The organism is Aeromonas sp. DNP9, assembly GCF_001728955.1.
Taxonomy (GTDB): Bacteria; Pseudomonadota; Gammaproteobacteria; order Enterobacterales; family Aeromonadaceae; genus Aeromonas; species Aeromonas veronii.
Genome location: NZ_LYSQ01000030.1, coordinates 14,108 through 37,782, shown reverse-complemented (window position 1 = coordinate 37,782; position 23,675 = coordinate 14,108). Strand labels below are relative to the sequence as shown.

Genomic DNA, 23,675 nt, shown 5'->3' with positions numbered 1-23,675 from the left:
GCGAATCACACCGCGCCAATATCCGTATGTCTGTAATCTGTGTCAGCCTTGCATACTGGCTTTACGTTTTAAAAACAGCTCCCGGCTCTTTAGCTGGCGCTTGCCCAGATAGGGTTGCAGTGCCAATCGGCTGAAACGTTTGGCCGCCTGCAGCAAGGGAGGGGTATCGAAACGTCCCTCGGCAAAGGCGAGCAGGTGGGCACCGAGAAACAGGGTACGGGGATCCGGCGCCCGCTCGCAAGCAACAAAGCCCAATTCACGCTCGAAGCCATAGAGCAAGGTCGGCTCAATGGGCGACTCGTCGTCCGCCGTGTATTCAAAATCCACCGCATAGCCGAGCGCCTGCAACAGCAGGAACTCGAAGCGGCGCAGCGGCAGCTCCGGCGTCTCGCCATCGGCCAGCGCCATGATGGCACGGGCATAGGCATCGAACACTTCGGGGAACGGGGTGTCCGCTTCCAGCAGGTAGTAGACCAGCTCGTTGAGATAGAGGCCGTAGAAGAGGCGATCGCCGCCGAGACGCAGAGAGTGATCCGGGCATTCGACCTGGGTGAGGTTCTTGAGATCCCCCTTGCCGCGCCAGGCAATGGTGAGCAGGGTGAAGGGCTGCAACAGCCCCTTGAGAGGGGAGCGTGGCCCGCGAGAACCGCGAGCCACCAGAGTAAATCGGCCACTATCCTGGGTGAAGACCTCGACCAGCTGGCTGGTCTCCCGATAGGGCCGACTGTGGATGACGAAAGCCGGGGTCAGCAATCAGTCGTCGCCATACCCGAGGCTGCGCAGGGCGCGCTCATCATCAGCCCAGCCCGACTTGACCTTGACCCACAGCTCGAGGTGCACCTTGTTCTGGAACAGCCGTTCCATGTCGAGGCGCGCTTCGGTGCCGATGGTCTTGATCTTCTCGCCCTTGTTGCCGATGACCATCTTCTTCTGGCCATCGCGCTCGACCAGAATGAGGCCGTGGATGTGGTAGAGGCCGTTCTCTTCCACCTTGAAGCGCTCGATCTCCACCGTCACCGAGTAGGGCAGCTCCTCACCGGTAAAGCGCATCAGCTTCTCGCGGATGATTTCGGAGGCCATAAAGCGGGAGGAGCGGTCAGTCACGTAATCTTCCGGGAAGAAATGGACGTTTTCCGGCAGCAGATCCTTGGCCCACTCGCGGATCTTCTCCACGTTGGTGCCCTTTTCGGCACTGATGGGCAGAATATGGGCGAAGTTCATCTGTTGGCCCAGCCACTCGAGGTGGGGCAGCAGATCTTCTTTCTCTTTGACGTTGTCGATCTTGTTGACCGCCAGCACCACCGGGCACTTGAGATTGCGCAGCTTGCCCAGCACCATCTCGTCGTCTTTGGTCCAGTGGGTACCGTCAACCATGAACACCACCATGGCCACATCACCCAGCGAACTGGTGGCGGCACGGTTCATCAGGCGGTTGATAGCCCGTTTCTCTTCAATGTGCAGACCCGGGGTATCCACATAGATGGTCTGGTAGTTCTCCTCGGTATCGATCCCCAAAATCCGGTGACGGGTGGTCTGGGGCTTCTTCGAGGTGATGCTGACCTTCTGGCCAAGCAGCTTATTGAGCAGGGTGGACTTGCCCACATTCGGGCGGCCCACGATGGCAACAAAGCCGCAGTAGGTGGTATCTGTCATGACAGTTTTTCCAATGCTTGCTGCGCCGCGGCCTGTTCGGCCTTGCGACGGCTGGTGCCGACCCCGACGAGGGGACCATCCAGACCTTCAACGTCACACTGGACGGTGAACTCCTGGTTGTGGGCCTCGCCCTTGACGTTGGTCACAGTGTAGGTCGGCAGGGATTTGCGGCTTCCCTGCAAAATTTCTTGCAGACGGGTCTTGGGATCTTTCTGCTCGATGCCAGGCTTGATCTCTTCCAGGCGGCTGGCATACCAGCTCAGCAGCAGGGTCCGCACCGTCTCAAGATTGGTATCCAGATAGACGGCACCGATCACCGCCTCGACCGTGTCGGCCAGAATGGATTCGCGGCGAAAACCGCCGCTCTTGAGTTCGCCGGGGCCCAGGATCAGGTGATCACCAAGGTCAAACTCCCGGCCCAGTTCGGCCAGGGTCTTCTCGCGCACCAGGGTGGCGCGCATCCGGCTGAGATCCCCTTCCGCCGCTTGCGGGAAGCGGTGGAACAGATCGTCGGCAATCACCAGACTCAAAATCGAGTCACCCAGAAATTCCAGTCGTTCATTGTGACGGGAACCGGCGCTGCGGTGAGTCAGCGCCCGGGTCAGCAGTTCCAGATCCGCAAAGACATGCCCGAGACGGGACTGCAGTCTGTTCATCTTGATATTCATTTACTTGATTCCGCCAATGCGGTTGAAGCGCACACCTGTCGGTACCCAACTTGGCAGCAGGGAGCCTTCTTCGCGCTCGAATTCAAAACTTATCCAGATAGCGACCGCCTTGCCGACCAGATTCTGCTCGGGCACAAAGCCCCAGAAGCGGCTGTCGGTGCTGTTGTCGCGGTTGTCGCCCATCACGAAATACTGGCCTTCCGGTACCACCCACTCGTCGGGGTAGGTGCCGGGCTGGCGATAGTAACGGCCAACCATGTCGGGCATCAGCGGATTGCGCAGGGTCTCGTGGGAGACATCACCCAACTGCTCGGTATAGCGGTCAAGGGGGATCCCCATCTGGGTAAATTCGCCTCTTTGTTCAAACTTGACGTCGAGCTTCTTGAAGCCCGGGCACGTTTTCCCTTCCTGCTCTTCGCACTTGGGCCGGATCATCAGCTCCTTGTTGCGATAGATGACCCGATCACCCGGCATGCCGACCACCCGCTTGATGTAGTCAACGCGCGGTTCAAGGGGATACTTGAATACCACCACGTCACCGCGCTTGGGCTCGCCAGTCTCGAGGAACTTGGTGTTGGTCACCGGATCCCGCAGACCATAGGCAAACTTTTCCACCAGGATGAAGTCGCCCACCAGCAGGGTGGGCATCATGGAACCTGACGGGATCTGGAACGGTTCAAAAATGAACGAACGCAGGATCAGCACAAAAGTGATGACCGGGAAGACCCCGGCGGTCTGCTCAATCCAGACCGGCACGGGGGCCACCTTGGCCAGGGTCTTCTCATCCAGGTGGGCACCGCCATGGGCACGAGCCACGGCAATCTTGGCGGCGCGCTGCTTGGACCAAATCATCTTGTCCAGACACCAGATAACACCGGTGATCGCGCAGACCACCACCAGGATCAGGGAAAACGTGCTTGCCATCTATTAATCCTTTCCGACGTGGAGAATCGCGAGGAAGGCTTCCTGCGGCACGTCGACACGGCCGAGGGACTTCATCCGCTTCTTACCTTCTTTCTGCTTGTTCAGCAGTTTCTTCTTACGACTCACGTCACCACCGTAGCACTTGGCGGTTACGTCTTTACGCAGTGCCTTGACGGTGCTGCGTGCGATGATCTGGTTGCCGATGGCCGCCTGAATGGCGATATCGAACATCTGGCGCGGGATCAGCTCGCGCATCTTCTCCACCACCTGACGACCGCGATACTGGGCGTTGTCCTTGTGGGTGATGATGGCCAGGGCATCGACCCGCTCACCGTTGATCATGATATCCAGACGGACCATGTCGGAGGTTTCGAAACGCTTGAAGCCATAGTCCAGCGAGGCGTAACCGCGACTGGTGGATTTCAGACGGTCGAAGAAGTCGAGCACCACTTCTGCCATCGGGATTTCATAGGTCAGCGCCACCTGCTTGCCGTGGTAGACCATGTTGGTCTGTACGCCACGCTTCTCGATACAGAGGGTGATCACGTTGCCCATGTACTCCTGCGGCAGCAGGATATGACACTCGGCGATCGGCTCGCGCATCTCCTTGATGCTGGTGATGGCGGGCATCTGGGCCGGGCTGTCGATGTGGATGGTAGAACCGTCGGTCAGCTCGATCTCGTACACTACGGTCGGCGCCGTGGTGATCAGATCCAGATCGTATTCACGCTCCAGACGCTCCTGAATGATCTCCATGTGCAGCATGCCGAGGAAGCCGCAACGGAAGCCGAAGCCCAGCGCAGTGGAGCTTTCCGGCTCGAAGAACAGGGAGGCATCGTTCAGGGAGAGCTTGTCGAGGGCGTCACGGAACGACTCGTAGTCATCGCTGGAGATGGGGAACAGACCCGCATAAACCTGCGGCTTCACCTTCTTGAAGCCAGCCAGCGCCTTGTCGGCACCGTTCTTGGCCTGAGTCAGGGTATCGCCCACCGGCGCGCCGTGGATGTCCTTGATACCGCAGACAACCCAACCTACCTCGCCGCAACCCAGACCCTGGGTATCCACCTGCTTGGGTGTGAAGATACCGATACGATCGACACCCCACACCTGACCGGTGCTCATCACCTTGATCTTGTCGTTCTTCTTCAGGGAACCGTTCTTGATCCGCACCAGAGAGACAACGCCCAGATAGGAGTCGAACCAGGAGTCGATGATCAGCGCCTGCAGCGGGGCATCCGGGTCACCTTCCGGTGCCGGGATCTTGGCAACGATCTCTTCCAGCACAAGATCAACACCCAGGCCGGTCTTGGCGGAGCAGCGCACCGCATCGACCGCGTCGATACCGACGATGTCTTCGATCTCCTCGGCAACCCGCTCCGGCTCTGCGGCCGGCAGGTCAATCTTGTTCAGCACCGGCACCACTTCCAGATCCATTTCCATGGCGGTGTAGCAGTTGGCCAGAGTCTGTGCCTCAACCCCCTGGCCGGCATCCACCACCAGCAGCGCCCCTTCACAGGCCGCCAAAGAGCGGGAGACCTCGTAGGAGAAATCCACGTGGCCCGGGGTGTCGATAAAGTTCAGCTGGTAGGTGTTACCGTCTTGTGCCTGGTAGTTCAGGGTCACACTCTGTGCTTTGATGGTAATGCCGCGCTCGCGCTCCAGATCCATGGAGTCAAGCACCTGAGCCTGCATCTCGCGGTCGGACAAGCCACCGCAAGTCTGGATCAGACGGTCCGACAGGGTCGATTTACCGTGGTCGATGTGCGCAATAATCGAAAAGTTACGAATGTGTTTCATCGAGCAAGAGTCACTCAAAATTAGTTAAGGTCAGTTATGGAGGCGCGATTTTACTGGATAACCCGGCTGACGGCCATTCTTTAGTCGCCAGCGCCAGTGAAATTGCGCCTGTTCAGTCAGGGGAGGATGCGGACAGGGACGACCACGCCGAGCATCTGCGGGCCGTAGCGCCCCTGATCCAGGCGGTTGGAAAAGTAACGAACCAGTAAAAAGCCCAGCACGCCCCCCAGCAGGCAGCAGAGAATGGTAATTCCCTCCCCTCCCGAGAGCAGCGGTGCCAGCCAGAGCTGCCCCAGCAAGGCGCCGGCCAACAGACAGAAAAGCGGCAGCACATAGACCAACGCCGCCCCGCGCAGCAAACTCTCTTGCGGGATACCGAGCCTTACTTGCTGGCCAACCCGCACCTCGGCGGTCAGCCTGACCCGCAAGCGGGGAGCTTTCAGGGGAAACGCCTTGGCCACAGTGCCGGTACCGCAGTCGGATTGCTGCTGGCAGCCACTACAGGCAGAACGCCGTTCGCACTCCACCCAGGCATGGTCTCCTTCAATGGCCACCACGGTCGCCAGCTCTTCACTCATCTCGTTCACGGCAACACCTCGTGCTCATGCAATGGCAGGATCTGAACACGACTTGCAGTCTGCGGCAAGCTGGGCACCACAGTCAGCCCAGAGCATGGACTCACTGCACGGCCTCGTTGCGGGCCAGCGGCTGGACCGACTCGGCGATGCGCTTGGCAGTTTCGGCAGGCACTTCCCCGACCACGGTGATCTCAACCCCCACCTCGTTGACATAGCTCACCAGCGAGGTCGCCCCCTGGCGGATCAGCTGCTGGCGCACCGCCTGCTTAGGATCGACCCGGGAGACGTAGACCGAGAGATCCACCAGCCCATCGGAGAGCATCATGTAATCCACCGGCATACTGGTGGTCACCAGCTGGTGCCGATCTTGCGACAGCACCTTGAAGCCATCGGGCAGCCAGGTGATCTGCCAGTTCAACTGCTGTTGCGGCGCCGGGTAGGCATCCTCCAGCGCCAGCGCCGGTGGCTGCTTGCTGTTGGCCAGCTTCACCAGCCAGGGGGCCGGTTTGCTCTGCAGATCCAGCTCGACACCGAGCACCTGCTCCACCAGATTGCCTTCCCGCTCGACCATGTCGATCCGCAGCAGCAAGTGGCTCTGCTCGTCAATCCAGAGCACGAAACCATATTTATCGGCCTCTTTAGGCACCAGCCTCACCACCTGTGCCACCACACCGGCAACCCGGCTGCGACCGGCCAGCACTGGATCATAGCTCTCCAGCACCTGCGCCAGCGGCATCTTCACCAACGTCGACCAGATGCCGGGGAAGCGGGCATCCTTCAGGGTGTAGGGATCGTGGCTGTTTTCAAAAAAGGTGTATTCATTCTGGCGCTGGAGATACTCGATCGCCTTGCCGTCGAGGTAACTGAGGTGGGCCACTTCCTTGCCGTTGATCACGGCATGGCTGATCCGGATCGGTTCAAGACGCCCCTGACGGGCCTTGACCATGGACAACTCGAAATTTTGTTGCTGCACGGCACTCTGCATCTGCTGCAACAAGGCCTCGGCCGACTTATCGTCGGCCGAGGCCTTGGCACTAATCAGCAGGAGAGAGGCCAGCAAAATACGGCTGGACTGGCGCACGTTTGTATCCCTGACAATTCGTTATTGTTGGATCTGTCTGTCTTGCAACAGGCGCTGCTGCAACTGGTGGTCACGCAGGAAGGCATTAATCCGCTCCCGCTGCTCCTGCATCTGCTGTTCGGTCAGCCCTTGCTGACGGGCACGGGCGCCATCCTGTTGCGGATAGTGAACACTCACCGGCGCCGCACTGCCACCGATTGGAATGGTATTGAGCACCGGATTGGCCGGAACGCCATCCTGTCCCTGATACTGCTGCACCCCGAAGATAACGGCAGCGGCCACAGATGCCGCAATGGCATATTGACCTAGCTGCTGACCGACCCGGCGGAACAGCGGAACCACATTGGAATCTGTCTTGACCGGCGCAACGGCAGGTTGCAGCACGGGAGCCGTCTCGACCGGCTTGGGTGCCAGTATGGTGGGCTCATCCTCCAGCGCAGCCATGATGCTGTCACTGAGATCCAGTTGCAGATTGACCGGCAGGTCACCCCGCATGGCATCGCCGATCAGGTGGTAACGACCCCAGGTATCTTGCAAGTCGGAGTCCATCTCCAGCTCGTTTAGTACCTCTGCGTCACTCAGGTCACCATCCATCAGGGCAGAGATTTGCTCTTTATTTGCCATAAGTTAACCCGTCTTTCCCCAGTTAATTCTCGATCAGAGGTTGCAGCTTTTTATCGATTGCTTCCCTCGCCCGGAAGATACGGGATCTGACCGTACCCACTGGGCAATCCATGATTTCGGCAATCTCTTCGTAGCTCAGCCCTTCCAGTTCGCGAAGGGTGATAGCTGTCCTCAGGTCTTCCGGCAATGCCTCTATGGCTGAAAACACGGTGCGTTTGATCTCGTCAGTCAGCGCCAGGTTTTCGGGGGTTGAGACCTCTTGCAAGGCTTCACCGCCGCCATAAGACTCCGCTTCGTCAGCCTCCACATCACTGCTCGGGGGCCTGCGCCCCTGGGAGGTGAGATAATTCTTCGCCGTGTTCACGGCAATTCGGTACAACCAGGTGTAAAAAGCACTTTCGCCACGGAATGTCGGCAATGCACGGTAGGCTTTTATAAAGGCCTCTTGCGCCACATCGGGCACATCACCGGGATTGTTGACATACCTGGCAACCAGGTTGACCACCTTATGCTGGTATTTTTTTACCAACAGGTTGAAAGCTGCTTTATCGCCGCGCTGGACCCGTTCAACCAGCTGTTCGTCCAGTAGATTCTGGTCGCTCATCAGAGCCGTAAAACCCCCATCAGGTTATCGTTCTTCTTTTCCGGCCCTTCCTAAGCGCACAAGTTCAGACAGGGAGAATCAGAGAAAGTTCGCTTCAATTGAAAAAAATGTGATGCAGGCTGCATCCTCGCCCTCGCTTGGGCTACCATGGTGCCAGTTCTTAATCCAGGCCAATGATACTTATGAAAGCAAGTGTTGAATACCTTTGCGATGTACTGATCATTGGCAGCGGTGCCGCTGGTTTGTCCCTCGCGTTGCGATTGGCAGACCACGCCAAAGTCCTGGTTCTGAGCAAGGGGCCCATCAGTGAAGGGGCCACTTTCTATGCGCAAGGAGGCATCGCTGCCGTTTTCGACGAAACCGACAGCATCGAATCCCACGTGAGCGACACGCTCAACGCGGGCGCCGGGTTGTGTGACCCGGCCGTGGTGGAGTTCACCGCCCGCCACGCCCGCGAGTCCATCCAGTGGCTCATTCAGCAAGGGGTCCCCTTCGATCAGGAGGAGAACGCCGACGGTGAATCCCAGTACCACCTCACCCGGGAAGGGGGCCACAGCCATCGCCGCATCTTCCACGCGGCGGATGCCACCGGCAAGGCGGTGCAGCTCACCCTGATCGATCAGGTTCGTGCCCACCCCAATATCCAGTTGATGGAGCGCTTCAACGCGGTCGACCTCATCACCACCCGCAAGCTCAACCTGCCAGGCAACAAGGTGCTGGGGGCCTACGTCTGGAACCGCAACGCCGAGCAGGTCGAGGTGATCCGTGCCCGTTTCGTGGCGCTGGCCACCGGTGGCGCCTCCAAGGTCTACCAGTACACCTCCAACCCGGATGTGAGCTCTGGCGATGGCATCGCGATGGCATGGCGGGCCGGCTGCCGGGTGGCGAACCTGGAGTTCAACCAGTTCCACCCCACCAGCCTGTTCCACCCGGACGACCCCAACTTCCTGCTGACCGAAGCGCTGCGTGGCGAGGGGGCCTATCTGCGCCGCCCGGACGGCAGCCGCTTTATGCCGGAGTTTGACGAGCGGGCCGAGCTGGCGCCACGCGATATCGTCGCCCGCGCCATCGACCACGAGATGAAGCGGCTCGGGGCGGATTGCATGTATCTGGATATCAGCCACAAACCGGCCGACTTCATCATCAAGCACTTCCCAACCATTTATGAGCGCTGCCTCGCGGTCGGCATCGACATCACCAAGGAGCCGATGCCCATCGTGCCGGCCGCCCACTACACCTGTGGTGGAGTGATGATCGACAACAACGGCCAGACCGATATTCCCGGCCTCTACGCCATAGGTGAAGTGACCTACACCGGTCTGCACGGCGCCAACCGCATGGCCTCCAACTCCCTGCTGGAATGCGTGGTCTATGCCCATCAGGCGGGGGCCGACATTCTGGCCAAGCTGCCGATGAGTGTGGAGCCGCCGCGCCTGCCGGTGTGGGACGAGAGCAAGGTGGAAGATTCCGACGAACTGGTAGTGATCCAGCACAACTGGCACGAACTGCGGTTGATGATGTGGGACTACGTGGGGATAGTGCGCACCAACAAACGCCTGGCCCGCGCCAAGCGCCGCATCGACCTGCTCAAGCAGGAGGTGCAGGAGTACTACGCCAACTTCCGCGTCTCCAACAACCTGCTGGAGCTGCGCAACCTGCTGCAGGTGGCCGAACTTATCGTCAACTGCGCCCTGCAGCGCAAGGAGTCGCGCGGCCTGCACTACAACCTGGATTATCCGGATATGTTGCCGGACTCCAAACCGACCGTGCTGACCCCGGAGCGGGATTAACCCTCTTCCCGCCAAGCATTGCAGCTATCAGTGACCCCGCCCCGGCGGGGTCACTTGTTTTCAACCGCTTTTCAGCCACAAAAAGAGTGTCGCCAGCCACATGGCAACAGCTTATCGCGATAACTCAGCGCATGGTTATCACGGGAAGCAGGTGTCAACGCCGGGACGGCAGAAAGTGGATGGCTCGCGCCAGCAGGCGGTAATGTTCGGGGGGAAGGGCGTCGGAGAAGAGCCACAATTGCCGTGGCGACACAGCTCCACTCTCTTGCGGTTCGGGACAAAGCGCCAGCCTGAGCACACCGGGCAGAATGCGGCTTTTCTTGTCGAGCTGATAGCGGCGACCTTGCCACTGCAACCACTGACCATCCCAGACAAGCTCGAACGGGGGCGCGGCGAGCGCACGCCAGCTCAGCCAGAGCGCCACGAGCCAGACGGGCAGCAACAGTGCCCACTGCCAACCGGCAATCAGGCCAGCCACCGGCCAGAGCAGCAACAAAAAGAGGGCCACCAGCAAACATTGCTGATGGCGGGAGGGGTGAACCGTCATGATCACCCGCTCCACGGTATTACCCCTGGCGGTCGTGGCGCGCCTGATTGCGCTCCAGGATCATCGGGATCATGGCGGCAAATGCGGGATCGGCAGGGACACCATGACCCATGCACCATTTGAACAGATCCGGATCGTCGCTCGCCAGCAGGCGGATAAAGGTCTGCTGATCGGCTTCGCTCAGGGAGTCGAACTCGTGTTCGAAAAAGGGCATAAAGATCACATCCAGCTCGAGCATACCGCGACGGCAGGCCCACTTCAGGCGGGATTTTTCAACTGGGCTCAACATGGCACTCTCCTTACAAAGACCGGGGGATGGTACCAGCTGGATTTTCCGGCTGACAAACATTAGTTACGTCTTTACCATGCAGCTCACATACTTTCTCTCTGGAATACCATCGTGAGCCTGCAACCACCTGTTTTTCCTGCCGAGCCGACCCGCTTCTCCCTGACCAAGCTGGCCATCACCCGTATCAGCGGCCAGGATCGCGTCAAATATCTGCAAGGTCAGGTCACCTGTGATGTCAACGCCCTGCAACCGGGGCAACAGACCCCGGGCGGCCACTGTGATCCCAAAGGCAAGCTGTGGAGCAATTTCCGCCTGCTCTGCCTCGACGACAGCCTGCTGCTGCTGACCAGCCCGTCGGTGCTGGAGCGCCAGCTGCCGGAGCTGAAGAAATTTGCCGTCTTCTCCAAGGTCGAGATCGCCGCCGACGAACGCCACGCCACAGGTCTGGCTGGCAAGGGCACAGATGCGTGGATCGCCGCGCAGTTTGGCCTTGAGCAGAGCGGTCTGATCGACGGCGGCATGGTGGTGAAGATCGAACAGGATCGCTGGCTGCTGGTGAGCACTCAGCAAGCCGACGCCCTCCCGCAAGGTGACGAATCACTCTGGTGGGGGCTCGAGATCAAGGCCGGCCTGCCGCACATGGAGGCGGTGCATCAGGGCGAGTTCATCCCGCAGATGCTCAACCTGCAGGCACTGGACGGCATCAGCTTCAACAAGGGCTGCTACATGGGGCAAGAGACGGTGGCCCGCGCCAAGTATCGCGGCGCCAACAACCGCGCCCTGTTCCTGCTGGCGGGCACCGCTGGCGAGCCGGTCGCCAGCGGCGATACCCTTGAGCTGCAACTGGGTGACAACTGGCGCCGCAGCGGCATGGTGCTCAACGCCTGGCAACAGGCCGGGCAGGTGTGGCTCACCGCCGTACTGCCGAAAGATACCGAGGCTGACGCCCAATTCCGTCTCAAGCAGGACGAAGGCTCCCGCCTAACCCTGCAACCCCTGCCTTACGCCCTGACCGAGTAAGGTCGGCTAGCGAGGCACCCGCGCCAGCAGTGCCTCCTTCAGCCAGCGCCCCGCCTGCCCCAGCGGGCGGGCGCGATGCCACTGCAACTCCAGCGCCAGCGCGTGGCTGGCGATAAAGTCCGGCTCCAGCACCACCACTTCGCCGCGAGCCAACGGCTGATGCAGCAGAAATTCCGGGATGGCGGACCAGCCAAGGCCCCGCTTGACCAGCTCCAGCACCCCGAGATCCCCCTCGACCCACCACACCTGAGCCGAGATACGAAAGCGCTGACGCTCGCTCCCTTCCCGTCTGCCAGTCACCATCAGCTGGCGTGCCCCCTGCAGATCGACCTCCCGCAGCGGCTGCTTGCGAGCCAGCGGATGATCCGGTGATACCACCAGCGGCATGGTCACCTCCCCCAGCGAACGGGCGACGATCTCCCGCTGGGGATGCACCTTCTGATAGCTGATACCGAGCTGGGCCCGGCCAGTCACCAGCATCTCGGTCACATCCTCCATCAGCGGGAAGAGCAGCTCCAGCTCCACGGTCGGATAGCGGGTGGCGAACTCCTCCAGCAGGGTGCCGAGCCAGGGAAGGTGGGAGTCATCATCGATGGCCAGGGTGAGGCGCGTCTCCACCCCGGCCGCCAGCTCCCCGGCAATGGATTGCAACCGTTCACTCTGCGCCAGCAGGATCCCCGCCTCCTGCACCATGCGGGCCCCCGCCTCCGTCAGCTGCGGATAGCGACCGCTGCGGTCAAACAGGGTGAGCGCCAGATCGATCTCCAGATTGGCGATGGCGCTGCTCACCACCGACTGCGCCTTGCCCAGCTTGCGGGCGGCAGCGGAAAACGAGCCGGTTTCGGCGGCCGCCAGCAAGATCCTCAGTTGTTCCAGTGATGGCGTCATCTTATGGCCCTCCGGCAAGCTCTCTCATCCATCTATTTTAGCGATGGATACCAACATGAATCTATCGCTAAAGATCTATAGATTAACCAGCAATCCGTGAATAAATCTGATTGAGAGAGTGACTTATGCGTACCCGTAACGATCGCCTGCGCCATGCCATTGGCTTTGAATTCATTGGCCTGCTGATTGCCGCCCCGCTGGCCAGCTGGGTTACCGGGGTCGGGCTCAACCATATGGGCCCGCTGGCACTGTTCTTCTCGGTGCTGGCCACCGTCTGGAACTACATCTACAACATCGGGGTCGACAAGCTGCTGCTGAAATATCAGGGCCATACCCACAAGACCCTGTGGCAACGGGTGCTGCATACCTTCGGCTTTGAGGGCGGTCTGCTGATCGTCGCGCTGCCGGTCATGTCCTGGTGGCTGAGCGTCAGCATGCTGGAGGCGCTGGTGCTGGATCTGGGCTTCGTCGTCTTCTACCTGATCTATGCCTTCGTCTACAACTGGGGCTATGACAAGGTGTTCCCCATCCCCCGCGAAGTGCCGCACGGCATGCCCCAAGAGGCGCGCTAAGGCACGAATCAGTTGGATTGAAACCGAGAAGTGAAGGTCAACAAGGGAAGGCAACAAAAGAAACGACACGGCCCCACCATGGCAGACATGATGGGGCCGCAACAGGGATCAGCGCTGGCAGGCCGGCTGATTCAGAGGTAAGGATTCAGGCCTGCCCGTCGCTCAGGCCTGGGCCTTGAGCTCTTCGCCGCTCTCGTCGGCAGCGGCAGCCTCTTCAGGCTGGGCCTGAGCTACCTGCAGCGCTTCCAGCTCGCTCTGATAATCGCTCAGGATCTGCTGGGCAACCGCCATATCTCCCTTGTGTTTGCGCTCGAACAGATGGTGCTGCACCACACCGTTGAGATACTCCACCGTGATGGGCTGCTCCAGGGTGGCCATCAGCTCCTCTTTCTCCAGCTCGGCATTGATTTCATCGGCGGTCGTGCGCAGCAGCCCGGCCAATTGAACCAACATGCGGCGCTCACCTTCGCGCAGCAGGCTCAACATGCGGTTTCTCTGCTGCTCATTCTGTTGGGTCATACATTTCCTTACGTCAATTGGGAACAAGCTCGCTCATTCTGCCCTGTCCCCATGACAGCGTCTATCTCATGCCCCCCACAAATTTTTGGCGCTGGCTCACAAATGGCTACAGATGCTATTTGAAGCGCCTCTGGGGTATAGTAGCCGCTGATTTTCGGGCGCTTTTTTCACCTTCATCCGCAGACAGGGATGAGACGGCAAGAGCGCCTGCCCGGTTTACCCCAACGAGGTGAAGATCCGCTTTATGACCGACGCCATTGTGGTGCTCTGCACCTGCCCAGATCAAACCAGTGCCGACCTTCTCTGCGAACAGCTGCTGAACCAGCGGCTGGCCGCCTGCATCAATCAACTGCCGGGCGTCACCTCCGTCTATCGTTGGCAAGGCAAGGTGGAGCGCGCCACCGAGATCCAGCTCATCATCAAATCCCGCCAATCGCGCTTTGCCGAGCTACAGGCATGTATTCAAGCCAATCACCCTTATGAGGTTCCCGAGCTGCTGGCCCTGCCGGTGAGTGCCGGACTACCCGCCTATCTCGACTGGCTCAATGGGGAGACCTCATGACATTCAACCGCTTGCTCTCTCCCCTGCTGCTGCTCTGTGCCCTGCTGATGACAGCGGTGGGCAGCGCCCCAGCCCACGCCAGCGGCACCGATCTCCTCAGCTCGCTGGGCATTGAGGCCAATGCCAAACCCAAATTTTTGCAGGTCGATGAGGCCTTTCAGATCGAGAGCGAACAGCGTGGCGATCAGCTGCTGCTGACCCTCCACATCGCCGACAACTACTACCTCTATCGCCACAGCCTGCGCTTCAAGGGGAACAACCTCACCTTCAGCGAGCCGACCCTGCCAGAAGGCACCGAGCACGAGGATGACTTCTTCGGCAAGACCCGAGTCTACTACCAGCAGGTGAGCATCGCGGTGCCGCTAAAGGAGGTGCGGGAAAATGCCACCCTGCGGCTGCGCTATCAGGGCTGTACCGATGGCCTCTGCTATCCACCGACCGACAAGCTGATCGATGTGGCCCCGCTGGTCACGGCAACCACAGCATCTACTGCTGAAACGGCACAAAGCGTCGCACCGGTTAGCCAGCAGGATCAGCTGGCCGCAGCCCTCGGTAATCAGGGGTTCTGGCTCAGCATCGTCGCCTTCTTCGCGCTGGGGCTGGGGCTCGCCTTCACCCCCTGCGTCTTCCCCATGTACCCCATTCTGACCGGCATCATCGCCGGTGCCGGCCATCGCCTCTCCACCGGTCGCGCCTTCCTGCTCTCTCTGGTCTATGTGCAGGGGATGGCGGTCACCTACACCCTGCTCGGACTGGTGGTCGCCTCGGCAGGGCTGAAGTTCCAGGCCGCACTGCAACACCCCTATGTGCTGATCGGCCTCTCGCTGATGTTCGTGCTGCTGGCCCTCTCCATGTTCGGACTCTATACCCTGCAACTGCCGAGCAGTTTGCAAACTCGGCTCTCCGGTCTCTCTAACCGCCAGCAGGGCGGCTCTGTGGCCGGGGTCGCTATCATGGGAATGATCTCCGGGCTGGTCTGCTCACCCTGCACCACGGCGCCGCTCTCGGGGGCACTGATCTACGTGGCCCAGAGCGGCGATCTCTGGCTCGGCGGGGCGGCGCTCTATGCGCTCTCACTGGGGATGGGCCTGCCGCTGCTGCTGCTCGGCACCTCGGGTGGCAAGCTGCTGCCCAAGGCGGGCGCCTGGATGGATGTGATCAAGCAGCTGTTTGGTTTTGCCCTGCTGGCAGTGCCGATCCTGCTGCTGTCACGGCTCTGGAGCGATCAGATTGCTACCCTTGCCTGGCTCGGCTGGGGGCTGCTGCTGTGTGGCTATCTCTATCATCACAACCAGCACCAGCCCCACTCGGTGGCCAAGAGCCTGCGCGGCTTCGTGCTGCTGCTGGCGATGATCAGCGCCGTAGTGGTGGGCAAGGATCTGCTGCAACCGCCCGCTACCGGCGCTGCCACGACAGGCACCAACCAGAGTGCCCCACAGTTTGTCCGCATCAAGACCCTGGCTGACCTCAAGGTGCAGCTGGCTGCCGCCCGCGGCAAGCCGGTGCTGCTCGACCTCTACGCCGACTGGTGCGTCGCCTGCAAGGAGTTCGAACACAAGACCTTCAGCGATCCCGCGGTGCGGGAGCACTTCGGCCAGATGGTGCTGCTGCAGGCGGATGTTACCGCCAACGACGATGCCGATATCGAGCTGCTCAACGGCCTCAATGTGCTGGGGCTGCCGACCCTGATCTTCTTCGACCGCGAGGGCAAGGAGCTGACAGGGCAGCGGGTCACCGGTTTTATGGGGCCTATCCCCTTTGCCAAACATCTCGAGATGGTAAGTGATGCACACTGAGTTGCGTCGGCTGCAGACAAGCGATGCACCTGCCTTGCAGCGGCTGTTCGAGCAGGCCCCCTCCTATCAGGCGGCGGTGAGCAATGACCCTCTCTCTGCACTGGCAGGAGAAGAGGAACTGGTCGCCTGCCCATCCGGCCTGCCTCTCTCCGACAAACATCTCATCGGCCGCTGGGAGCAGGGAGAACTCACCGCTGTCATTGATCTGCTGCGCGGCTACCCCAATCCAGACACCGCCTATCTGGGTCTGTTACTGGTGGGGGAACCCTGGCAAGGGAGTGGCCGTGGTCAGTCGCTCTATCTTCACGCCTGCACGCTGGCAAGCTCATGGGGGGCTACCCGGCTTCGCCTGTCAGTGATTGCCAGCAATGAGAGTGCTCTATCCTTTCTGGCTGCGCAGAGGCTTCACCGAGTGCTATCGCCGCGAGCTGGCTGGTTATCGGGCCGAGGCCATCGTGCTGGAACGTTCACTGGAACCGTGAGCCGAGGTTTGCCGCCGCGCATTCGCGTGGCACAATCGCCCCTCTCGTTTTGTACTTGTCCGGAGTTTTGATGAAAAAGTGGTTCATCCCCCTGCTAGCCCTCTGGCTTTATGGCTGCAGTGCAGGGCCCGGTGAAGAGGATATCCGGAGCCAAGTTACCGCTAGGTTGCTGGCCGAGACAGACGCCAACCTGTTCGAAATCAGCGACTTCACCATCCTCGGCAAGGAGGAGCGGATGGAGGGGGTCTATCTGGTCAAAGTGAGTTACCAGCTCCACTTCAAGCAGGGACTCGATCAGTTGCAGGTGTTGCACGACGAGGACCTGGTCTACGACCGGGTTGGCCCCTTCCAGCAGGAGATGGGGCTGATGGAGCTCGAGCGCAAATATGGCGAGTTCGAGGCGGGCCAGGTGCTGCCGCAAGAGGCCGAGGTGTGGATGATGAAGAGCGAACAGGGCTGGCGGCTGGCGGAACCGGCCCAATAAAGCGCTTTCCGCCCCTTATGCTCTACAACGACTCTCCTGCCGTTGCCAACCAGCTCAAACCTGGGTATCGACCCGATACCCTTTTCGCTCGGCGGTTTCGCTCGGCAACTTGCTGGCCAACCCTGACAGCACCTCCTTGAGGGTGACCCCGCTCTCTGCCGCACCACTGCTCTCCAGCAGCTTGGTCAGCTGGTTCTGCAAGGGGTTGACCGCTTCACGCTCGGCTCCTTGCTCGCTCTCTTTTTCCTGTCCGCCCTGCTGATCCAGCGTCTCCAGCAGGCGCTCCAGATCCCGCTTGAGCGGGTTTTCGCTGCTGTCGGCGATGGCGAGTTTGCGCTGTTCCTGCTCTTGCCGCTGTTGTTGCTGCAATGCCAACTGTTGCTCCTGCTGCTGTTGCAGGGAGCCCATCATGGTGTTGATGAACGCTTCCAGCGAATCCCTGATTGAAACAGTGCCACCGCCGCTGCTCTCCCCTTGCGGTGACAGCCCCAGCTCATCCAGCACAGCGCCAAGGTCGCGCACCAGGCTGTCACTGCCCGTTGATGGTGAAGTCGCAGCCCGCTCCTGTGCCTGCACGGCGGGAGAACCCTGCCGTTGCGCCAGCGGGCTGAGCCCGCCTGACGCGACCACATTTATCTCCATCTTGGTCCTCCTCCCCCCCGTCTTCGGCCCTTTCTCGGCAAATATTCCGGCAATCTGTCAAATCCTTGTTCCTTGGCAGATAACCGCTCTCACACCTAAAAGATAGCGCCAACGGGACGAGATTGGCGCGAATGCATTTTTTGGCCTATCGGGCGGAACGATAGTGCTAACCCGCTATAAACAAGGGCTGGCAAGGGGGCTTAGTTCAGCCATCACTGCACAGGCTGACAATCGGAGTCAGAAGATATCCTTCATCCGGTGCCACAGCATACCCAGTGCCAGCAGCGGGGAGCGCAGCGCCGGGCCGCCGGGGAAGGTGATATGGGGCACACTGGCAAAGAGATCGAAACCCCGGCTCTCGCCGCGGATCGCCTCGGCCACCAGCTTGCCTGCCATGTGGGTAGCATTGAGGCCGTGACCCGAATAGGCCTGGGCGTAGAGCACGTTGGGGTGTTCCTTGAGGCGGCCAATCTGCGGCAGCCGGTTGGCGCCAATCCCGATCATCCCGCCCCACTGGAACTCGATGGCAGTGCCAGCCAGCTCGGGGAAGACTCGCTGCATCTTGGGCAGCATAAAGGCCTTGATATCGCGGGGATCCCTTCCCGAGTAGTTGCAAGCGCCGCCAAACAGCAGGCGGCCGTCGGCGGAGAGGCGGTAGTAGTCGAGCGCTACGTTCTGATCGCACACCGCCATGTTTTGCGGCAGCAAGCGCTGGCGCAAGCGGCGATCCAGCACTTCGGTGGCGAGGATGTAGGAGCCCGCGGGCAGCACCCGCCCCCCCAGCTCCGGATTGAGGTCGTTGAGATAGGCGTTGCAGCCGATCACCAGATAATCGGCGGTGACCCGGCCATGAGCCGTGGTCACCTCGACCTGCTTGCCGTAATCGATATGGGTCACTCTGGAGTGTTCAAACAGGGAAACCCCGAGGCTGGCAGCGGCTCGCGCCTCGCCGAGCGCCAGATTGAGGGGATGCAGATGCCCTGAGCCCATGTCGATAAGACCGCCGATATAGCGATCAGACCCCACCACACTATGGATATCTTCCCGCGGCACCAGTTTGAGTTCGTGCTCATAGCCCAGACTCGCCAGATGGTCGAGATCCTCCTCGAAGCCGGCCAGATGGCGCTGACGGGTGGCAAGGTCGCAGTAACCCCAGGTGAGATCGCACTCGATATTGAAACGCTCGACCCGCTCTCGTACCAGCTGCACCGCCTCCAGCCCCATCAGGTCGAGCTCACGCACTCCATCCTCACCAATCCAGCGGGCGAACTGGCTGGTATCGTGGCCGATACCGCGAATAAGCTGACCGCCGTTTCGCCCGGAGGCGCCCCAGCCGATGCAGTTTGCCTCCAGCAGCACCACCTTGTAGCCCGCATCCGCCAGATTGATGGCAGTATTGAGACCGGTAAAACCTCCGCCGATGATGCAGACGTCAGCCTTGTGCTCCCCCTCCAGCTCGGGCCACTGTTGCGAGTCGTTGCGGGTGGCCGCGTAGTAGGAGGCGACGTGCTCCTGATATCCGTTGTGCTTTCCTGCCTGCATACTCAGCATCCTGCCTTGATTGCAAATTGTTTAATAAAATAAGCAAAGTTGTTTCGATAATACCCAGTTCCTCCTCCACTCACCAACCGGTGCGGATCACAGAAATGCAAAAGGCGCCCCGAAGGGCGCCTTTTCATGCAATCAAGGTGCTGTAACGAATTACAGTACGTCGATGGCGTTCAGGTCGGAGAATGCTTTCTCCAGACGAGCGATCATGGAAGTCTGACCTTCACGCAGCCATACGCGCGGATCGTAGTACTTCTTGTTCGGCTTGTCGGCGCCTTCCGGGTTGCCCAGCTGGCCTTGCAGGTAAGCTTCGTTCTTCTTGTAGAAGTTCAGCAGACCTTCCCAGGTTGCCCACTGGGTGTCGGTGTCGATGTTCATCTTCACTACGCCGTAGGAGATGGACTCGCGGATCTCTTCCAGAGTGGAACCTGAACCACCGTGGAATACGAAGTCCAGAGACTTGGCTGGAACGCCAAACTTCTCGGAAACGTACTTCTGGGAAGCGTCCAGGATGGACGGGGTCAGCTTGACGTTACCCGGCTTGTATACACCGTGTACGTTGCCGAAGGAGGCAGCGATGGTGAAACGCGGGCTGATCTTGGACAGACGCTCGTAAGCGTAAGCAACATCTTCCGGCTGGGTGTACAGAGCGGACTGATCCATGTGGCTGTTGTCGACGCCGTCTTCTTCGCCACCGGTGCAACCCAGTTCCAGCTCCAGAGTCATGTTCATCTTGGCCATGCGGGTCAGGTACTCGCAGCAGATGTCGATGTTCTCTTCCAGAGACTCTTCGGACAGATCCAGCATGTGGGAGGAGAACAGCGGCTTGCCGGTTTCAGCAAAGTGCTTCTCGCCCGCTTCCAGCAGACCGTCGATCCACGGCAGCAGCTTCTTGGCAGCGTGGTCGGTGTGCAGGATTACCGGCACGCCGTAAGCTTCGGCAACAGCGTGAACGTGCTTGGCACCAGAGATGGCACCCAGGATGGCAGCTTTCTGACCTTCCAGCTTCAGACCCTTACCGGCGGTGAACACGGCACCACCGTTGGAGAACTGAACGATAACCGGCGCTTTAACCTTGGCGGCAGCTTCCAGTACGGCGTTCACGGAGTCGGTACCAACGCAGTTTACGGCCGGCAGAGCAAAGCCGTTCTCTTTAGCGATGGCGAACACTTTCTGAACGTCATCACCAGTGATCACGCCGGGTTTTACGAAGTCGAAAATTTTCTTAGACATGTTTAATCGTCCTGTCTCGTATGCCGTTAATAAAAAATGGGGGGTTCATCATGAACCGGCACAGCGGGCACATGATAAACGAAACGGGAGGCTTTTGCCCCCCGTTCCGGGTCAATTAGGCTTTAGCGCGCTGTTCCAGAATCGCAACAGCCGGCAGTACCTTGCCTTCTACGAACTCCAGGAAGGCGCCGCCGCCAGTGGAGATGTAGGAGACTTTGTCAGCGATGCCGAACTTGTCGATGGCAGCCAGGGTGTCGCCACCGCCAGCGATGGAGAAGGCCGGAGAAGCAGCAATGGCTTCAGCGATAACCTTGGTGCCTTCAGCGAACTGGTCGAACTCGAACACGCCAACCGGACCGTTCCACAGGATGGTCTTGGCGTTCATGATGATGTCAGCCAGGGCCTTGGCAGAATCCGGGCCGATGTCAAAGATCATGTCGCCGTCGGTCACATCGTTAACAGACTTGATGGTGGCCGGAGTGGACTCGGAGAACTCTGCGCCTACAACCACGTCGGTGGTCACAGGAATGTTGGTCTCGGCAGCCAGTTTCTTGGCGGTGTCGATCAGGTCGTGCTCGCACAGGGACTTGCCGACGTTGTGACCGGCAGCAGCGATGAAGGTGTTGGCGATGCCACCACCGACAACCAGCTGGTCAGCGATTTTGGAGAGGGATTCCAGAACGGTCAGCTTGGTGGAGACCTTGGAGCCGCCAACGATGGCAACCATCGGGCGCTCGGGCTTCAGCATGGCTTTGCCCAGGGCTTCCAGTTCACCCGCCAGCAGCGGACCGGCACAGGCGACCGGTGCGAACTGAGCCACACCGTAGGTGGAACCTTCGGCGCGGTGAGCAGTACCGAACGCATCCATTACAAAGACATCACACAGGGCGGCGTATTTTTTGGCCAGCTCTTCGGTGTTCTTCTTCTCGCCTTTGTTGAAGCGGCAGTTTTCCAGCACAACCAGCTCACCGGCAGCGACTTCTACGCCATCCAGGTAATCCTTGGCCAGGCGAACCGGGCAGGACAGAGCGTCTTTCAGATAGTTGACAACCGGAGCCAGGGAGAATTCTTCGTTGTATTCACCCTCGGTCGGACGACCCAGGTGGGAGGTGATCATCAGCTTGGCGCCCTTTTCCAGAGCCAGCTTGATGGTCGGCAGAGTCGCAACGATACGTGCATCGGAGGTGACCTTGCCGTCTTTTACCGGTACGTTCAGGTCAGCACGGATCAGAACGCGTTTACCCGCCAGATCCAGGTCAGTCATCTTGATAACAGACATATTCAGTCCTCTATATTTTCCAGGTAATGTTAAAAACAGTAACCTTTCGCCCGGGGCAGGCTCAGCCTGCGGCCATCATGGCCCGGGTGGTATCCAGCATCCGGTTTGCGAAGCCCCATTCGTTATCGCACCACATCAACATCTTGACGAGGTTGGCATCGCTCACCCGGGTCTGGGTACCATCAATGATGCAGGAGTGTGCATCATGATTGAAGTCTACGGAGACCAGCGGTTCTTCCGTGTAATCCAGAATACCGTGTAATGTACCTCTGGATGCCCGTTGCAGGGCTTGATTTACGTCAGTAACTGTCACTTTTTTACGAACAGTAATACTGAGATCCATCGCTGTTACATTAATGGTCGGCACCCGCACCGCGATCGCCTCGAACTTGCCGGCGAAGTGGGGCAGGATGCGCTCCAGCCCCTTTGCCAGCTTGGTATCCACCGGAATGATGGACTGACTGGCAGCGCGGGTTCGGCGCAAGTCACTGTGGTAGGCATCGATGACTTGCTGATCATGCATGGCCGAATGAATTGTCGTAATAGTACCACAATTTATCTCGAATTCTCGATGCAATGTTTCAATCACCGGTACCACGCAGTTGGTGGTACAGGAGGCGTTGGAGACGATCCGCTCCGCTCCGGTGAGGGTATGATGGTTGACCCCGTAGACCACGGTAGCATCCACATCCGCATCCGCCGGATGGGAGAAGAGTACCTTGCCCGCCCCCGCCGCCACATGCAGCTCGGCATCGGCCCGCGAGCCAAATACCCCGGTGCAATCGAGCACCACATCCACCCCCAGCGCCCGCCACGGCAGCTTTGACGGATCCCGCTCGGCAAACAGGGAGATGAGATCCTCCCCCACCAGCATGCTGTTGCCCGCCAGTTGCACCGGATGGTGGAAGCGACCGTGACTAGTATCGTAACGGGTCAGGTGCACCATGGCCTCGGGGGCCGCCAGCTCGTTGATGGCGACGATCTTGATGGTCTTGTCGCGCCCGCTCTCGTAGAGGGCACGCAGTACATTGCGGCCGATCCGTCCGTAACCGTTGATGGCAATCTTGATCATCTGGCAGCCAGTTCCTTACCACAGATTTGCTAGCGCATGGGCTAGAGAAAAGAGCAGCCGACCGGCTGCCCGGGCCCGGCTCACGACAGCAGGGCATCCTTGAATTCACCGCGGGCCAGCAGTGCGGCCCCGAATACCCCGGCACTGTCACCAAGGGCTGGAGCAATAATGGGGGCACTGAAACGGGGATTAAAGAGGAAGGGCAAAATAGTCTGCCGTCCCACGCTGTAGAGGCTCTGCACATTGCCCACCCCGCCACCGATGACGATCACATCCGGGTCGAGAATGTTGACCACGTTGGCCAGCGCCTGACCAAACAGCAGGTGTAGCCGGTCGATAGTGAGCCTGGCCACATGATCGTGGGCGGTGGCCGCCGCGATTTGAGCGAGCGAGAGGCGACGTTTGGCCTTGGCCTCGTACCAGGCCTCCAGCGCCGGGCCGCTGATCAGGGTCTCGACGCAGCCACGCTTGCCGCAGTAGCACTCGGGGCCATCGGGGGAAAGCACATTGTGGCCCCACTCACCGGCGATGCCGTGGTGGCCGTTGAGGATCTGGCCGTTGATGACGATGCCGGAGCCGACCCCGGTGCCCATGATGATGCCGAACACCACTTTCGCATCGGGATGGTGCTGGCGCACTGCACCGAGATGGGTTTCTGCCAGCGCGAAGCAGTTGGCGTCGTTGGCGATCAGCACCGGCACGCCCAGCTTGCGCTCCAGATCCTCCTTGAACGGCTTGCCGTTGAGCTCGGTGGTGTTGCAGTTCTTCATCAGGCCGGTCTGCGGATCCCGCGCCCCCGGTGTCCCCATGCCGATGACGGCCGGGCGCTGACCAATCTTCTCGGCGCACTCTGCCACCAGCTTGGCGATCTGGCCGATCATGTGCTCATAACCGCCAGCTCGCTCGGTGGGGATGCGGTGGCGCAGCAGCACCTCGTCGCCATCCAGCACCACGCATTCACACTTGGTACCGCCAAGATCGATACCCCAATCCAGTGACTTGCTGCTCATCTTGCCTCCTGCA

The 23,675-nt window shown here is 60.0% G+C and carries 25 protein-coding genes and 1 pseudogene; 7 read left to right on the top strand and 19 right to left on the bottom strand.

The genetic code is table 11. The annotated features are described in order from the left end of the window. Positions 1-42 precede the first annotated feature (42 nt). From recO to rpoE, 9 genes are all read right to left on the bottom strand, one after another. Positions 43-753: a DNA repair protein RecO gene (recO, locus tag A9G06_RS18625; RefSeq protein WP_069556189.1), complete on the bottom strand. Its 711-nt coding sequence runs from the start codon at positions 751-753 to the stop codon at positions 43-45. Beyond that, positions 754-1,653: a GTPase Era gene (gene era, locus A9G06_RS18620; protein WP_042053921.1), complete on the bottom strand. Its 900-nt coding sequence runs from the start codon at positions 1,651-1,653 to the stop codon at positions 754-756. It lies immediately after the preceding gene. Further along, positions 1,650-2,321, bottom strand: a complete 672-nt coding sequence (rnc, locus tag A9G06_RS18615; RefSeq protein ID WP_005335394.1) for a ribonuclease III — start codon at positions 2,319-2,321, stop codon at positions 1,650-1,652. Before rnc ends, era begins: the two co-directional genes overlap by 4 nt. After that, positions 2,322-3,245: a signal peptidase I gene (gene lepB / locus A9G06_RS18610; RefSeq protein ID WP_005335395.1), complete on the bottom strand. Its 924-nt coding sequence runs from the start codon at positions 3,243-3,245 to the stop codon at positions 2,322-2,324. Positions 3,246-3,248: 3 nt separating this feature from the next. Then, positions 3,249-5,042: a translation elongation factor 4 gene (gene lepA, locus A9G06_RS18605; protein WP_005335396.1), complete on the bottom strand. Its 1,794-nt coding sequence runs from the start codon at positions 5,040-5,042 to the stop codon at positions 3,249-3,251. A 116-nt stretch (positions 5,043-5,158) separates the two neighbouring features. Continuing rightward, the gene (locus tag A9G06_RS18600; RefSeq protein ID WP_069556188.1) at positions 5,159-5,620 is read right to left on the bottom strand and encodes a SoxR reducing system RseC family protein; all 462 of its coding nucleotides are present in this window, start codon (positions 5,618-5,620) and stop codon (positions 5,159-5,161) included. 100 nt (positions 5,621-5,720) lie between these two features. Beyond that, positions 5,721-6,701, bottom strand: a complete 981-nt coding sequence (locus tag A9G06_RS18595) for a MucB/RseB C-terminal domain-containing protein (protein ID WP_005335407.1) — start codon at positions 6,699-6,701, stop codon at positions 5,721-5,723. A gap of 21 nt (positions 6,702-6,722) precedes the next feature. Continuing rightward, positions 6,723-7,325: an RseA family anti-sigma factor gene (locus A9G06_RS18590; protein ID WP_005335409.1), complete on the bottom strand. Its 603-nt coding sequence runs from the start codon at positions 7,323-7,325 to the stop codon at positions 6,723-6,725. A 22-nt stretch (positions 7,326-7,347) separates the two neighbouring features. Beyond that, positions 7,348-7,929 (bottom strand): RNA polymerase sigma factor RpoE, encoded by a 582-nt coding sequence (gene rpoE, locus A9G06_RS18585; protein ID WP_005335411.1) that lies wholly within the window; start codon positions 7,927-7,929, stop codon positions 7,348-7,350. Positions 7,930-8,111: 182 nt separating this feature from the next. Here rpoE and nadB point away from each other — a divergent pair, with 182 nt between their 5' ends. Further along, a complete protein-coding gene (gene nadB / locus A9G06_RS18580; RefSeq protein ID WP_005354382.1) occupies positions 8,112-9,719 on the top strand; it encodes an L-aspartate oxidase in 1,608 nt (535 codons plus the stop codon). Positions 9,720-9,873: 154 nt separating this feature from the next. Here the strand turns inward: nadB and A9G06_RS18575 are convergent, their stop codons facing one another. After that, positions 9,874-10,266: a protein YgfX gene (locus A9G06_RS18575; RefSeq protein WP_069556202.1), complete on the bottom strand. Its 393-nt coding sequence runs from the start codon at positions 10,264-10,266 to the stop codon at positions 9,874-9,876. A gap of 19 nt (positions 10,267-10,285) precedes the next feature. Next, the gene (locus A9G06_RS18570; protein WP_005335417.1) at positions 10,286-10,555 is read right to left on the bottom strand and encodes a succinate dehydrogenase assembly factor 2; all 270 of its coding nucleotides are present in this window, start codon (positions 10,553-10,555) and stop codon (positions 10,286-10,288) included. A 111-nt stretch (positions 10,556-10,666) separates the two neighbouring features. On the opposite strand from A9G06_RS18570, the gene ygfZ reads away from it, so the two are divergent. Then, a complete protein-coding gene (gene ygfZ, locus A9G06_RS18565) occupies positions 10,667-11,575 on the top strand; it encodes a tRNA-modifying protein YgfZ (RefSeq protein WP_069556187.1) in 909 nt (302 codons plus the stop codon). 6 nt (positions 11,576-11,581) lie between these two features. On the opposite strand, the gene A9G06_RS18560 is transcribed toward ygfZ, so the two are convergent. Next, positions 11,582-12,463: a LysR family transcriptional regulator gene (locus A9G06_RS18560; protein WP_058053237.1), complete on the bottom strand. Its 882-nt coding sequence runs from the start codon at positions 12,461-12,463 to the stop codon at positions 11,582-11,584. A 125-nt stretch (positions 12,464-12,588) separates the two neighbouring features. Here A9G06_RS18560 and A9G06_RS18555 point away from each other — a divergent pair, with 125 nt between their 5' ends. After that, positions 12,589-13,035 (top strand): PACE efflux transporter, encoded by a 447-nt coding sequence (locus A9G06_RS18555; protein ID WP_005335423.1) that lies wholly within the window; start codon positions 12,589-12,591, stop codon positions 13,033-13,035. A gap of 162 nt (positions 13,036-13,197) precedes the next feature. Here the strand turns inward: A9G06_RS18555 and A9G06_RS18550 are convergent, their stop codons facing one another. After that, positions 13,198-13,554 (bottom strand): hypothetical protein, encoded by a 357-nt coding sequence (locus A9G06_RS18550; protein WP_069556186.1) that lies wholly within the window; start codon positions 13,552-13,554, stop codon positions 13,198-13,200. 244 nt (positions 13,555-13,798) lie between these two features. Between A9G06_RS18550 and cutA the strand changes: the two genes are divergently transcribed. The 4 genes and pseudogenes from cutA (at position 13,799) to A9G06_RS18530 (ending at position 16,878) form a co-directional block, all read left to right on the top strand. Next, positions 13,799-14,116, top strand: coding sequence for a divalent-cation tolerance protein CutA (gene cutA, locus A9G06_RS18545; RefSeq protein WP_069556185.1), 318 nt, complete (start codon positions 13,799-13,801; stop codon positions 14,114-14,116). After that, positions 14,113-15,912, top strand: a complete 1,800-nt coding sequence (locus A9G06_RS18540; RefSeq protein WP_069556184.1) for a protein-disulfide reductase DsbD — start codon at positions 14,113-14,115, stop codon at positions 15,910-15,912. The genes cutA and A9G06_RS18540 overlap by 4 nt, the downstream gene beginning before the upstream one ends. Next, a pseudogene (locus A9G06_RS18535) lies at positions 15,902-16,394 on the top strand (GNAT family N-acetyltransferase). The gene A9G06_RS18540 and the pseudogene A9G06_RS18535 overlap by 11 nt, the downstream one beginning before the upstream one ends. Before the next feature lie 70 nt (positions 16,395-16,464). Then, positions 16,465-16,878 (top strand): hypothetical protein, encoded by a 414-nt coding sequence (locus tag A9G06_RS18530; protein ID WP_069556183.1) that lies wholly within the window; start codon positions 16,465-16,467, stop codon positions 16,876-16,878. Positions 16,879-16,932: 54 nt separating this feature from the next. On the opposite strand, the gene A9G06_RS18525 is transcribed toward A9G06_RS18530, so the two are convergent. The 6 genes from A9G06_RS18525 to A9G06_RS18500 all read right to left on the bottom strand — a co-directional run bounded on the left by A9G06_RS18525 (position 16,933) and on the right by A9G06_RS18500 (position 23,662). Beyond that, complete coding sequence (locus A9G06_RS18525; RefSeq protein WP_069556182.1) at positions 16,933-17,520, bottom strand: hypothetical protein; 588 nt, start codon at positions 17,518-17,520, stop codon at positions 16,933-16,935. A 237-nt stretch (positions 17,521-17,757) separates the two neighbouring features. Beyond that, positions 17,758-19,062 carry an FAD-binding oxidoreductase gene (locus A9G06_RS18520; RefSeq protein WP_139126291.1) on the bottom strand — a complete coding sequence of 435 codons (1,305 nt, stop codon included), beginning with the start codon at positions 19,060-19,062 and terminating at the stop codon, positions 17,758-17,760. A gap of 159 nt (positions 19,063-19,221) precedes the next feature. After that, positions 19,222-20,301: a class II fructose-bisphosphate aldolase gene (gene fbaA, locus A9G06_RS18515; protein ID WP_005340963.1), complete on the bottom strand. Its 1,080-nt coding sequence runs from the start codon at positions 20,299-20,301 to the stop codon at positions 19,222-19,224. A 115-nt stretch (positions 20,302-20,416) separates the two neighbouring features. Further along, entirely contained in the window at positions 20,417-21,580 is a 1,164-nt protein-coding gene (locus tag A9G06_RS18510) for a phosphoglycerate kinase (RefSeq protein WP_005340965.1), read from the bottom strand. Between the two features lie 61 nt (positions 21,581-21,641). Continuing rightward, positions 21,642-22,652, bottom strand: coding sequence for an erythrose-4-phosphate dehydrogenase (gene epd, locus A9G06_RS18505; protein ID WP_069556180.1), 1,011 nt, complete (start codon positions 22,650-22,652; stop codon positions 21,642-21,644). Between the two features lie 80 nt (positions 22,653-22,732). Then, complete coding sequence (locus A9G06_RS18500; protein ID WP_069556179.1) at positions 22,733-23,662, bottom strand: ROK family protein; 930 nt, start codon at positions 23,660-23,662, stop codon at positions 22,733-22,735. Positions 23,663-23,675: the final 13 nt, after the last annotated feature.